At 70.5% G+C, this 12768-nt stretch carries 12 protein-coding genes; 4 read left to right on the top strand and 8 right to left on the bottom strand.

Annotation, left to right across the window (positions count from 1 at the left end):
- Positions 1 to 37 precede the first annotated feature (37 nt).
- From ACZ6K0_RS10925 to ACZ6K0_RS10915, 3 genes are read right to left on the bottom strand one after another with little or no spacing between them, the layout of a single operon-like run.
- A complete protein-coding gene (locus ACZ6K0_RS10925) occupies positions 38 to 1051 on the bottom strand; it encodes an NAD(P)/FAD-dependent oxidoreductase (protein WP_376409258.1) in 1014 nt (337 codons plus the stop codon).
- Entirely contained in the window at positions 1048 to 1569 is a 522-nt protein-coding gene (locus ACZ6K0_RS10920; RefSeq protein ID WP_376409261.1) for an isoprenylcysteine carboxyl methyltransferase family protein, read from the bottom strand. The genes ACZ6K0_RS10925 and ACZ6K0_RS10920 overlap by 4 nt, the downstream gene beginning before the upstream one ends.
- Before the next feature lie 6 nt (positions 1570 to 1575).
- Complete coding sequence (locus tag ACZ6K0_RS10915) at positions 1576 to 2640, bottom strand: type III polyketide synthase (RefSeq protein ID WP_469231540.1); 1065 nt, start codon at positions 2638 to 2640, stop codon at positions 1576 to 1578.
- A 79-nt stretch (positions 2641 to 2719) separates the two neighbouring features.
- Between ACZ6K0_RS10915 and ACZ6K0_RS10910 the strand changes: the two genes are divergently transcribed.
- Positions 2720 to 3610: a UbiA family prenyltransferase gene (locus ACZ6K0_RS10910; RefSeq protein ID WP_469231538.1), complete on the top strand. Its 891-nt coding sequence runs from the start codon at positions 2720 to 2722 to the stop codon at positions 3608 to 3610.
- 170 nt (positions 3611 to 3780) lie between these two features.
- Here the strand turns inward: ACZ6K0_RS10910 and ACZ6K0_RS10905 are convergent, their stop codons facing one another.
- The 5 genes from ACZ6K0_RS10905 to ACZ6K0_RS10885 form a co-directional block, all read right to left on the bottom strand.
- Positions 3781 to 4524, bottom strand: a complete 744-nt coding sequence (locus ACZ6K0_RS10905; protein ID WP_469231536.1) for an amino acid ABC transporter ATP-binding protein — start codon at positions 4522 to 4524, stop codon at positions 3781 to 3783.
- Entirely contained in the window at positions 4521 to 5429 is a 909-nt protein-coding gene (locus tag ACZ6K0_RS10900; protein ID WP_376409273.1) for an amino acid ABC transporter permease, read from the bottom strand. Before ACZ6K0_RS10900 ends, ACZ6K0_RS10905 begins: the two co-directional genes overlap by 4 nt.
- Before the next feature lie 10 nt (positions 5430 to 5439).
- Positions 5440 to 6315, bottom strand: a complete 876-nt coding sequence (locus tag ACZ6K0_RS10895; protein ID WP_469231534.1) for an ABC transporter substrate-binding protein — start codon at positions 6313 to 6315, stop codon at positions 5440 to 5442.
- Positions 6316 to 6525: 210 nt separating this feature from the next.
- Complete coding sequence (locus tag ACZ6K0_RS10890) at positions 6526 to 7362, bottom strand: SAM hydroxide adenosyltransferase (RefSeq protein ID WP_376409279.1); 837 nt, start codon at positions 7360 to 7362, stop codon at positions 6526 to 6528.
- Between the two features lie 465 nt (positions 7363 to 7827).
- Positions 7828 to 8721, bottom strand: a complete 894-nt coding sequence (locus tag ACZ6K0_RS10885; protein ID WP_469231532.1) for a LysR family transcriptional regulator — start codon at positions 8719 to 8721, stop codon at positions 7828 to 7830.
- Between the two features lie 98 nt (positions 8722 to 8819).
- On the opposite strand from ACZ6K0_RS10885, the gene ACZ6K0_RS10880 reads away from it, so the two are divergent.
- The 3 genes from ACZ6K0_RS10880 to ACZ6K0_RS10870 all read left to right on the top strand — a co-directional run bounded on the left by ACZ6K0_RS10880 (position 8820) and on the right by ACZ6K0_RS10870 (position 12732).
- Positions 8820 to 9221: a VOC family protein gene (locus ACZ6K0_RS10880; RefSeq protein WP_469231530.1), complete on the top strand. Its 402-nt coding sequence runs from the start codon at positions 8820 to 8822 to the stop codon at positions 9219 to 9221.
- A gap of 265 nt (positions 9222 to 9486) precedes the next feature.
- Entirely contained in the window at positions 9487 to 10158 is a 672-nt protein-coding gene (locus tag ACZ6K0_RS10875; RefSeq protein WP_469231528.1) for a DUF4097 family beta strand repeat-containing protein, read from the top strand.
- Positions 10159 to 10455: 297 nt separating this feature from the next.
- On the top strand, positions 10456 to 12732 hold the full coding sequence (locus ACZ6K0_RS10870) for a S9 family peptidase (RefSeq protein ID WP_469231527.1): 2277 nt from the start codon (positions 10456 to 10458) through the stop codon (positions 12730 to 12732).
- Positions 12733 to 12768 lie beyond the last annotated feature (36 nt).

Genomic DNA, 12768 nt, shown 5'->3' with positions numbered 1-12768 from the left:
GCGGATCTCGCCCTCGGCCTGGATGCTTTTGTGACGGTCAGGTGAGGTGGTTGACCAGGGCGGTGAATGCCGTGGGAGCGCGGGTGGCCAGCGGGACGATCCGCGGGGCCAGCAAGGGGCTGGCTCGGATCCGGAGCAGCGTCTCGGTGAGCAGGCGGTGGCGTCGGGTGGTGCGTCGCCATGCCTGCTCGTACTCCTGCGGTCGGTCGGCGCGTACACAGCGCACCAGGTGTGCGGCGCCGGCGAGTGCGAGGGAGAGGCCCTCGCCGGTGAGCGCGTCGATGTAGCCGGCGGCGTCACCGACGAGCAGGACCCGCCCGGCCACTCTGGCCCGGACCCGTCGGCGCATCGGTCCGGCACCGCGGACGGAGGAGGCGGCCCGAGGGGGAAGGCGGCGGAGGAGCGCGGGGAATGCGGTCAACAGTGCGTCGAACGGCATTCGCTCGCCGGTCAGGACGGCCACGCCGATCAAGTCCGGGCCCAGCGGGGTGACGTATGCCTCGCCGAGCGCGGACCAGTGCACCTCGACGCAGTCCGTCCAGGGTGCCACCGCGAAGTGCTGCCGCAGCCCGTGCCGGGGCGCTCGCGGGTCGGGGAGTTCGAGGCTCAGCTGCCGCCTGATGGGGGAGTGCAGGCCGTCCGCGGCGGCGAGGTACCGGGCGGTGAGGCCGGCAGCAGTGACGCTTCGGGCGTCCTGTCGGACGGTGCCGACCTTCAGCGACAGGACCGGGATTCCGAGTTCCGCCGCTCGCCGGGAGAGCGCCGCGTGCAGATCGGTCCGCCGCACGCCCAGGCCCGTACCGTGCCGGAACCGCCCCTCGGCGAGCCGGTGGCCGTCCAGATAGCGGATGCCGTGCAGCGGTTGCCCAGCCGCAGTGACGCCCAGCTCGGCCAGGGCGCGGACGCCCCCGGGCATCAGGCCCTCGCCGCACGCCTTGTCGATCGGAGTCGGTCGCGGTTCGACGATCACCACCTCAAGTCCGGCCGTGGCGGCGTGGATCGCGGTGGCGAGACCGGCGGGTCCGCCGCCGGCGATCAGCAGGTCGATCACGCCGGCACCGGGGAGCAGCGGGTCAGGGCGGTGTTCTCGCAGCGCAGTCGGGTGGCGAGAAGCGGCAGGTTGAGCAGGGTGAAGGCGGTCGCGGTGAGCCAGGCGCTGTGGACGAGGGGCAGGGCGACCCCTTCGGCGACGACGGCGAGGTAGTTGGGATGGCTGAGCAGCCGGTAGGGCCCCGAGGTGACCAGCGGCAGGCCGGGCACCACGATGACTCGGGTGTTCCAGCGTGGCCCCAGTGTGCCGATGCACCACCAGCGCAGGGCCTGGGCGCCAAGTGCCAGGGCGAGCATGGGCCAGCCGAGGGCGGGCAGGAACGGGCGGTGGGCGAGGTGGACCTCGGCCAGGCAACCGACCAGCAGGCCGGTGTGGAGCAGGACCATCACGGGGTAGTGGCCGCGGCCGTACTCGACGCCGCCTCGCGCCCGGCTCCAGGTGGCGTTGCGTCGCGCGACGACGAGTTCGGCGAGGCGTTCGGCGGCGACCAGGAGGATCAGCAGGGTGTAGGGGAGCACGCGGGCCTACCAGCGCAGCAGGACGAGTTCGGAGCAGAAGCCGGGCCCCATGGCGAGGAGCAGGCCAGGGCTGCCGTGCGCCGGCGGGCGCTGGGCGAGCGTGTCGCGCAGGATGTGCAGCACGGAGGCCGAGGAGAGGTTGCCGACCTCGGCCAGCGAACGTCGGGTCAGCTCGAGTGCGGCGTCGTGCAGCCCGAGTGTCTCGTGCAGGGCGTCCAGGACCTTGGGCCCGCCCGGATGGGCGACCCAGCCGGTGATGTCCGGCGGCTTCAGGTCGTGCTCGGCGAGGAAGGACCGGACGTCCTCGCCGACGTGCAGGTGGACCAGTTCGGGCAGTTCGGCGCCGAGCACGATTTTGAAGCCGGTGTCGCCGATGTCCCAGCCCAGCGCGCGCTCGGTGCCTGGGTACAGCCGGCTGCGGGTGGCCAGCACCTGCGGGCCCGCGTACTCCTGGTGGCGTGGGTGCTCCCGGCCGACGGCCACCAGCGCTGCGGCGCCGTCCCCGAAGAGCGCACCGGCCACCATGTTCCGCACGGAGGTGTCGGTGCGTTGCAGGGTGAGCGAGCAGAGTTCGACCGAGAGCAGGACCGCGACCTGCTCGGGATGGCCCTGAAGGTAGTCGTGCAGCCTGGCCAGGCCGGCGGCACCCGCGACACAGCCGAGACCGAAGATCGGTACGCGCTTCACGTCCGGCCGCAGGCCCACGCGCCCGGCCAGCCGGGCCTCCAACGAGGGCGCGGCGATGCCCGTCACGGAGGTGGAGATCACCAGGTCGACGTCCTGGGCCGCCAGCCCGGCCGCCGCCAGGGCGCCGGTCAGTGCCTGCTCGGCGAGCCGCAGCCCGGCTTCGATGAACAGGTCGTTGGCCTGCCCGAAACTGCTCAGCTCCCGGTAGCGCTCCAGCGGCAGGACCAAGTGACGGGTGCCGACCGTGGAGGTGGTGTGCAGCCGCTCCAGGACACCACGCTCCGTGTCCTGCGGCAGGCACATCGCCGCCAGGGCTTCTGTGATCTCGCCCTGTTCGTACCGGTGCGACGGGAGCACCCCGTGGACAGCCGCGATTCTGGTCATCGGGCCAGAATAGGTTCGACCTGACTATTCATTACAAAATGTCCGGGATTCGGCGGTTTGCTCGATCTAGCATGGGGACGTGTACACCGCCAGAGGCCAGCAGGTGCGCGAAGCCGCAGACGTAGCGTCGCCTCTCGGCCCGGGCGGGCCGGTCCGGGGGCTGCTGGCCGCCTCCCACGCTGCCCCGTCGATCGCCGTCACCGTCGTGATCACCGCACTGGCCGCCGCCTCGGGGCGGAGCGTGGCGGGAAGCGCACTGGTGGCCTCTGCGGTGCTCACCGGGCAGCTGTCGGTGGGCTGGTGCAACGACCGCGTCGATCTGCGCCGGGACCTCGCCACCGGCCGGAGCGACAAGCCGCTGGTGACCGGTGCGGCACACCCGCGGACCGTGGCCGTCGCCGCCGGGTGCGCGCTCGCGCTGTGCGTCCCGCTGTCGCTGGCGAACGGCCTGGCAGCCGGTACGGCCCACCTGGTCGGGATCGCCGCGGCCTGGTCGTACAACCTGGGCATCAAGCGCACGGTGCTCTCCTGGCTGCCCTACGCCGTGGCCTTCGGGCTGCTTCCCGCCTTCGTCACCCTCGCACCGCCCGGCCACTCCTGGCCCGCGGGATGGGCAGTGGCGGCCGGCGCACTCCTCGGCATGGGCGCCCACCTCACCAACGTCCTGCCTGACATCGACGGGGATCTGCGGACAGGCGTTCGCGGCCTGCCTCAGCGCCTCGGACCGCTACGCGCGAGGCTCCTGTCCGCCGGCCTGCTGCTCGCCGGGGCGGTCGTTCTCATCCTGGGACCGAGCGAGCGGATTGGCACCGTTGGCTGGGTCTCCCTCGCTGTCACCGGCGCGCTGGCGCTCGCCGTCGCGTTGCCGACCGGCTCCGATCCGCAAAGCCGGCTGCCCTTCCTGGCCACCCTCGCCCTGGCTACCCTCGACGTCGCCCTGCTCCTGCTGCGCGGCGCCGCCCTCACCTGACAAGGTGCGCACGGGGCGGTCCCGTGACCGATCAGGCCCGGGTTGGCGTACGGACTTTTCTCCCCAGCTGCGTACGGACCGACGTCCCCAGCTCCGACACTGACGGAGGAAGCCGGTCCCTCCCCGCGGCAGGGGGAGGGACCGGCTTCCGCGATCCGCGGGAGACGGCGCTAGGAACGGTCGAGCGCGCGGGCGAGGAAGCGCCGCGTGGCCTGCTCCCGCGGAGCGGTGAGCACCTGCTCCGCGGTGCCCTGCTCCACGATCACGCCGCCCTCCAGGAAGCAGACCCGGTCCGCGACCCGCCGGGCGAAGTCCATCTCGTGGGTGGCCATCAGGATGGTCAGGCCGCGCCCCTTCAGGTCGGCGACGACGTCCAGGACCTCGCCGACCAGTTCGGGATCGAGGGCCGAAGTGATCTCGTCGAAGAGCAGCAGCTCCGGCTCGGTGGCCAGGGCGCGGGCGATCGCCGCCCGCTGCTGCTGTCCGCCGGAGAGCCGGTCGGGGTGTTCGTGTGCCTTGTCCGCGAGCCCGAGGCGGTCGAGCAGCTCGCGGGCCGAGGCCTCGGCCCTCTTGCGCGGGACGCCGTGGACCTGGCGGGGCGCGAGCGTGATGTTGTCCAGCACGCTCAGATGCGGGAAGAGGTTGTACGCCTGGAAGACGATGCCGATCCGACGGCGGGCGATGTCGGGGTCGAGACGGGGATCGGTCAGCTCGGTCTCGCTCAGGTGGACGGTCCCGTCGTCGACGACCTCCAACAGGTCCACACAGCGCAGCAGGGTCGACTTGCCCGAACCCGAGCCGCCGATCAGACAGACGACCTGGTGCTCGGCGACGTCCAGGTCGATCGAGCGCAGCACCAGCCGCTCCCCGTACTGCTTGCGGAGGCCGCGGATGCGCAGCAGCGACTCGCTCATCGGACCGCCCCCGCCCAGGTGCGCTGGGCGGCCCGCCGCTGGAGCCGGTCGGCGAAGCGGGTCAGCGGGATGGTCACCGCGATGAACAAGAGGGCCGCTCCCAGATACGGGGTGTAGTTGAAGTCGTAGTCCGCCTTGATCTGCGCGGCCCGCAGCGCCTCGAGCGGACCGAGGACGGCGACCAGCGCCGTGTCCTTCTGCAGGGCGATGAAGTCGTTGAGCAGGGGCGGCAGCACGTTGCGCACGGCCTGGGGCAGGACGACGTGCCGCACGGTCTGCCGCTCGTTGAGGCCCAGGGCCCGGGCGGCGTTCCGTTGGGCCGGGTGGACCGAGTTCAGTCCCGCCCGGAACACCTCGGCGACGTACGCGGTGTAGGAGAGGGTGAGGGCGATCACGCCGAGGAGCCAGGGCTCGGAGGGGGTGCCCTGCAGTTGCAGCGCCGGCAGTCCGAAGCCGACGAGGAAGACCAGCAGCAGGGTCGGTACGCCGCGGAAGACGTCCACGTAGACCGTGGCGGCGAGCCGCAGCGGCTGGAGACCCGGTGCGCGGGTCACCCGCACCAGGGCGATCAGCAGGCCCAGGACGAGGATCAGCACCTCGGCGACGAGGAACATCTGGATGTTGAGCCAGAAGCCCCGGAGGAGGTCGGGGAAGGCGGAGCGGAATTCGGCGCCGTCGAAGAACAGACTGTCGACGCGCTCCCAGCCCGGTGAGGCCACCGCGGCCGCGCCTACCGCCACCAGGCCGAGCAGGGTGCAGAGGGTGGAGACCCAGGTGTGGCGGCGCTTGCGGGAGCGGCGGTACCGCTGCCGCTCCTGTTCGTGGTCGCTGGGCCGGTAGTCGGTGTCGGGCGTGCCCGGAGAGGTGGCCGACCGGTCCGGTACGGCCGTCTTGCTGATGTCCACAGCCGGCCCGTTATCGCTTCAGCTCGGGGACGTTCGCCGAGGCGGAAAGCCACTGCGTGGTGAGCCTGGCGAGCGTGCCGTCGGCCTTGAGCTCGTCGAGGGCCTGGTTGACGCAGGAGGTGTATCCGCTGTTCTTCGGCAGCAGCAGACCGAACTTCTCGGGGGTGCCGCCCGCGTAGCCGAACTGGCCGACGATCTCGCCGTTGTCCAGCTCCGCCCCGGCCAGGTAGAAGACGGTGGGCAGGTCGGTGACGATCGCGTCGATCTGACCGTTCCGCAGCGCGGTGACCTCGTCCTTGGTGGTGCTGAAGACGCTCGGCTGCTTCGACGGCTTGATCTGGTCGAGCACGGCCTGGTAGCTGGTCGTCGCGACCTGCACGCCGATCCTGGCGTCCTTGAAGGCGTTCAGGGACGTGGCCTTCGTGAACGCGGATCCGTCGAGCGTCAGGATGGCCTGATTGGCCGTGTAGTAACTGGTGGAGAAATCGACGGCTTTCGCGCGCTGCGGCGTGATGGAGATCTGGTTGATGTCGAAGTCGAAAGCCTTGGGGCCGGGGGCGTACGAATGGGCGAAAGGCTCGACGACCCATTTCACCTGGTCGCTTTCGAAGCCCAGCTTTTCGGCCACCGCATAGGTCACGGCGCTTTCGAAGCCCTTTCCGTTCGACGGGGTGTTGCTGTCGAACCACGGTTCATAGGCCGGGGAGTCGGTCGCGACGGTGAGCCGGCCGCGCTTGTGGAGGCTCGGGCTGTCGGTCGTGCACCGGGCGGCGTCCTTGGCGCCGGCCGCTTCGGGGGTGTTCTGCGGCTGCGGCGCGCAGCCGGCCGCCGCCAGCGCGACGAGGGCTGCGGCGGAGGCCGCCAGGGATATGCGGGTACGGGACATCGGAGGTCCTTCGAGAGAAGTCCGGGAAAGGTACGGGTAAGAGGGCCGGTGCTGTGCGTTCAGCGACACAGATCGGCCGCACAGCGCACGTTGTCCACGTGGCGGCGGCGTACCAGCAGGAGAGTTCCGGACATGCTTTTCAGCATTCCGGCTCACGGAGACCGGCGTCAATCGGGAAGACCGTTGCCGGGGTAACGCGTTGATAACATGTCAGCTGGTGAGATGGAATACCCGGTCGCCTTGACGCAGTCCGAATGTCTCCGCCGCGGAACCGCCGCGGACCACCAGTTCGGCGAATCCGACCCCGGAACTCCCGACGGTGATTCCGGGCTCGCCGAGCGGGACGTCGGGGAGTCGGTCGTAACAGCGCACCCGGATGTCGCGGCCGTCGAGCCGGTTGCGCACGAGAAGGCTGTCGGCGGTGTCGTAGCCGGGCAGTTCGGCGGCCGGGCGGTCCAGCTTGCAGTTGCCGAAGTTGTCGACGACAGCGATCCGCACGTCGTCGGCGACGGACGGGCGCACCGCTGTCGGCTGCGCGGGAACGGGGTGGCCGTCCACCAGCCAGCGGGCCAGCAGGGGCGCGTACCAGAGGCTCCGGAACTGGGTCCGTACCATCTCCTCGATCTCGGCCGGCGTCAGCTCGGCCCAGTCGTCGGCGGCGGCTTCCAGCACCTCGCGGACATCGGTGACCTGGACCTCCGTCAGACCCAGGTAGGTCGCCAGCGGGGCGAGGACCCGCTGGTTCAGCGTGCTGACGACCAGGTGGTTCCCGTGGCGGAAGGAGCAGAAGGGCACGCCGTTGGGCCAGTGCCCGTCCCTCGGTGCGATGTTGACGAGGACCACGACGGGTCGGCTCGGGCCGCCGATCAGGTCCGTGGAGCGGAGCAGGTCGAGCAGGGTGAGGGCGGCGGCGCCCTCCGGGTCCGGTCCGCCGAGCGGCAGAACGGTCGGCGTGGAGCCGAACAGGGTGGCGATCCGGGTGGACTGGCGGGCGAGCGCATTGGGGTCGGCGCAGTCGGTGAGGGAGACGACCGGGGGAATCGGCATGGCGGGACTTCGCCCTTCTGTCGAGGGAGGACACGGGGTGGGTGGGGTTCGAGGTGCAGGGGCCGACAGGCTCGGTGGCGGGCCGGGACAACAAAAAACGGACCCTCCGTCTCCGGAGGGTCCGTCGCGTCCTGCGCGCACACGGCTTCGCTAGCGAAGCGCCTCCGGGGGCGGGGGCATCATTCGCATCATGGCGAGGGTGGCGGTGTGCTGCATGAGGTGCACGCTAGCACCAGGTGGAGTCGTCTCAGCCGCCATTCCACATAGTGGACATACGCTTCCGGTCGCTCGCTTGGTGGGGCGGGCCGCTCAGCGCTTCTGCGAGCGGTGACCCGCGAGTGCGTCCTCCGAGGCCACCCGGTAGCGCCGCTCGTACCCGCCGAACTGCCGGATCGTCCCCCTGATCAACGGCGCCGACCGCACGCTCCGATGGTTCATCGTGCGTGCGGCCGGTCGGAAGGCTCCTCACAAGGTCATGGTGCCGAGCTGGCGGGCGACGGCTACGAACGACCGGACCATCGGGTCGTCGTTGTCCGAGAGCCAGACCAGGCCCCAGCGCAGCATCGGGGCGTCGTGGAGGTGCCGGTACGTGATGTCGGGGCGGAGGTGGAAGCGGGCGACCTGGGCGGCCAGGCTGTGGATGGCGTCGCCCGAGGAGATGATCGTGTACAGATCATCCAGGTCCCTGGCGCCGAAGTCCCCCCGTTCGATCGTCCGGCCGCTGGGCGTGTAGAAGGGCATGAAGGCGTCCTCCCAGTAGTCGGGCTGCAGCGAGTCCCCGCCGAGCACGACGTGGTCGGCGAACACCTCCATGGACGCCGACGGCCGGTCCGCCAGTCTGTGGTCGGACGCCATCGCCACGACGCGGGGCTCCTCGAACAGCACGGGGCCCACGGTGAGATCCGGCTCCTCGACGGGGAGCCAGGCGAGCAGCAGGTCCGCCTCGCCCCTGCGCAACGGCCCGAACGGATCGACGAAGCCGTTGTAGCGGAGCCGCACCCCGCACGTCGGGTTCCGGGAGCGGAAGGCGTCCCAGAAGGGCCGCAGTTCGTACGCGTTGGAGACCAACAGGTTGATCCGCAGGACGTCCGTCTTGCCCTGGGCGGTGAGGCGCGCCCGGTCCACGCTCGCCTTGAGGCCCTGGTAGACCGGGAGCAGGTCGTCGCGCAGCTGCTGACCGACCGGTGTGAGCTGGACCTGGCGGCTGGTCCGCTCGAAGAGTTGGGCCCCGATCGACCGTTCCTGCTTTTTGATCGCCTGACTGATCCGCGCCGCCGACACGTGCAGCCGCTCGGCGGTCCTGCCGAAGTGCAGCTCCTCCGACAATGCCAAGAAGATCTCGATGTCACGCAGCTCCACGCGCCCCCACGCCCCCGCTTGTTCATTAACCCCAGGCTTAACCGACGTTGCATGATCGACGGTTGATGATCAACTTGTCCACACGTGATGCTCAGTGCATGAACGTTGTCAGTACCAAGGTGTCGTTGACCGTGGAGGACGTGGGCGCTTCCTGCCGGTTCTTCACCACCCATCTGGGCTTTCGTGAAGTCGAGTCGGCGGAGGGGTACGTCTGCCTCCGCCGGGACGACACCTCCGCCGAGATCGCCCTCACCGAGCGCGACCCCGAGCTGCCGCCGCAGGCCTGGCGGGGCCAGGGGCTGGCCGACCTGGCCGTGATCCTGACCGTCACGGATGTCGCGGCTGAGTACGAACGGTTACGGAGCGAAGGGGCCGTCGTCTGCGGCGGGATCCGCCAAGAGCCCTGGGGTGAGCGGTTGTTCCGGCTCACCGATCCCAATGGCGTCGTGGTCCAGCTCACCGAATGGGTGCCGCCGGCCGGCGCCCCCGAACACCGTTGAGTCGAAGGGTTTGGACTGGTGATGCCGCCCGCGGCTGCCAGGGCCCTGACGGGAGCAGCCGCGCGGATGAAGCCGCTCGGGCGTTCACCGTCAATCCATTGCAACGACCTGATGACCGTCATTGCGTTAACCTCTAAGATCATCGCAACGATCTTACGGTTCCTGCCTGCAATGATAGTGATTTCAGGCAGTGGACTGGTTGATGAAGTCGTGAATGCAACGTAGCTTTTCCTGTATCAGAAACAACGAGCTCAAGGAGAGCGCCATGCAGAAGTTCGACACCCCCGGCACGATCGCCGCCGTCCTGGACATCCCCGCGGGACGCATCCGGTTCATCGCCGCCGACCGGGCCGATGCCGTGGTCGAGGTCCTGCCCGCGGATGCCTCGAAGGGCCGCGACGTACAGGCGGCGGAGCAGACCAAGGTCGAATACGGCGACGGCGTCCTGCGGATCGTGGCCCCGGCAGCGAAGAACCAGATCCTTGGCGACTCCGGATCCGTCGAGGTGACCGTCCAGCTGCCCGCCGGCTCCCGCATCGAGGCGAAGACGGCCAGCGCCGAGTTCCAGGGAGTCGGACGGCTCGGCGACGTCGGCTTCGAGGGCGCGCAGGGCACGATCAAGCTCGACGAAACCGCGAGCGCCCACCTCGCCCTTCTCGCCGGCGACATCTCGGTCGGCCGCCTGGGCGGCCCCGCCCAGATCAGCACGCAGAAGGGCGACATCCACATCGCCGAGGCCGTGACCGGCACAGTCACCCTGAGCACCGAGCACGGCGCGATCTCCGTCGGCGCTGCCCGCGGGGTCTCCGCCTCCCTGGACGCCCGCACCTCGTACGGCCGGATCCACAACTCGCTCCGCAACACCGAAGGCGACGGCACGGGCCTGAACATCCACGCGACCACCTCCTACGGCGACATCACCGCCCGCAGCCTCTGATCCGCGCAGCCCCGAAGGGGCCCTTGTAGTCAGCGGCCCTTGTCGGTGCCCCGCCGAATGCCGACGCCGCGCTCGTAAAGCTGCGGGACGAATCCGTGGCTCCGCCTCGCAGGACCGCGCTCGGGAAGCCGACTTCACGCGCCGACGCGGCACTCACTGCGCTTGCCTTCCCTCAGCCTGGCACGCGAGACGGCCGGCGCCCTCGCACGAGCACTCCCAGGCCACATCACCCCTGCCGTGATGACGCCACCGTGGCATCACCATGCCCAGAACCGACACCGAAGAAGGACAGAGAGAATGAGCACCACTCAGCACTACCAGGCCGCCGAGCAGCTCCTCGGCCGGCCCGCCCGCCCTGGCGAGTTCGTCGTCGGCGACAAGGTCAGGCCGCAGTGGATCGACGGAGGCGCCCGGTTCTGGTACGCGGTGAGCAACGGCGCCGGTAAGCGGTTCGTGCTGGTCGACCCGACGGCCGGCACCCGCGAGCCGGCCTTCGACCACGCCCGGCTCGCCGCCGCCCTTGCCAGCGCCTCCGGGCAACCGGTCGACCCCGAATTCTTGCCGACCACGGCGATAGAACTGGCCGGGAACACCGTCGAGTTCGACGCGTTCGGCGAGTACTGGCGCTGCCACCTGGACGACTACACCTGCGAGCGAGCCGAGTTCACGCCGCCGGGCAACCCCCTCGAAGTGCCGTCACCCGACAAGAAGACTGCGGTGTCCCGGCGGGGCCACGACCTGTGGGCGCGCTCGCTGTCCGACGGCCGCGAGTGGGCGCTGACCACCGGTGGTGCGCCCGACCATCAGTACGGCACGGGCCCGGACTGCACGGCGAACGGCACCCTGCTGCGCAAGATCGGCCTGCCGTACCTGCCGCCCGCCGTGGCCTGGTCGCCCGACTCGACGAAGGTACTGGCACACCGCACCGACGAGCGAGATGTCCGGCAGACCCACCTCGTGGAGGCCAGGCCTGCCGACGGCGGGGCCCCGGTGCTGCACACCCAGCGGTACGCCCATCCCGGCGACGAGCATCTCCCTCTCGCCGAGCTGGTCGTCCTTGACGTGCAGTCAGGCACGGTGGTCCGCGCGCAGGCCGAGCCGCTGCTCATGCCTCAGCTGTCGCCGATCATGACCAAGTGGGCCTGGTGGGCGGAGGACGGCTCGGCGGTGTACTACCTCGGCCGGCCCCGCGACCTGCGCACGCTGACCTTGTACCGGCTGGACCCGGCCACGGGCGAGGTCACCCCGGTGCTGAGCGAGACCGGACCCACCCGCGTGGAGCCCAACCAGTTCGGGTACGAGCCGCCGATCGTGCGGGTGCTCGCCGACGAGGTCCTCTGGTACTCCCAGCGGGACGGCTGGGGTCACCTGTACCGGTACGACCTGCGCACCGGCGCGCTGCTCGGACAGGTCACTTCCGGGCAGTGGGCGGTGCGGCAGATCCTGCGCGTCGACGAGGCGGAGCGCGTGGTGTACTTCACCGCCTCCGGGCTGGTCGACGAGGACCCGTACCGACGCACGGTCTGCCGCGTCGCCCTGGACGGCTCCGGCTTCGCCAGGCTCACGGACGACGACCTGGACCACACCCTCACCCTCCCCGACCACCAGCAGTACTTCATCGACTCCGCGTCCACCGTCGACACCCCGCCGGTGACGACGGTCCGCGACTGGACCGGCCGGGTGCTGGTGGAACTGGAGCGCGCCGACATCGGCAAGCTCACCGCCACCGGCTGGACGGCGCCGGAACGGTTCCGCGTCAAGGCGGCCGACGGGGTGACGGACATCTACGGCGTGCTGTACCACCCGCACGGGTTCGACCCCGCCCACCAATACCCGGTGGTGGACAACGTCTACCCGGGCCCGCAGGTCGACCGGGTCGCTCCCTGCTTCGACCCCGGCGGGATGGGCCTCGACGCCGAACCCCTGGCGGCGCTGGGCTTCGTGGTGGTGGCACTGGACGGTCGCGGCACCCCGGGGCGGGACAAGGCCTTCCACGACGCCTCGTACGGGCGGATGGCCGACGCGGGCGGCCTGGACGACCATGTCGCGGCGCTGCGGCAGTTGGCCGAGACCCGGCCGTGGATGGACCTGGACCGCGTGGGCGTGTTCGGCCACTCCGGCGGCGGCTTCGCCGCGGCCCGCGCGATGCTCGCCTTCCCCGAGACGTACAAGGCCGGAGTCGCACTCGCCGGCTCGCACGAGGCCCGGCACTTCAACGCCGGCTTCATCGAGACCTACGACGGCGCGGACAACCCCGAGGCCTGGGCCCGTACCTCCAACGTGGACCTCGCCGACCGCCTTGCGGGCAAACTGCTCCTGATCCACGGCGAGATGGACGACCAGGTCCACCCGGACCACACCCTGCGCCTGGCCGACCGTCTGATCGCCGCGGGCAAGGACTTCGAACTGCTCATCGTCCCCGGCGCCGAGCACACGTTCATCGACCACCTCGCCTACGTCCGCACACGCTGCTGGGACTTCCTGGTGCGCGAGCTGATGGGCACGCAGCCGCCCGCCCACCGCCCCGCCCCCATCGCCATCGGCCCCGAGATGCTCGCCGAGCTGTTCGCCTGAGCCCGGCACGCGGACGCGGACGCGGACGAGGACGCG

Source organism: Streptomyces sp. NPDC042346 (genome assembly GCF_055581845.1).
Note: the sequence above shows the minus strand (reverse complement) of the source record. Positions and strands in the feature narration are given on the sequence as shown.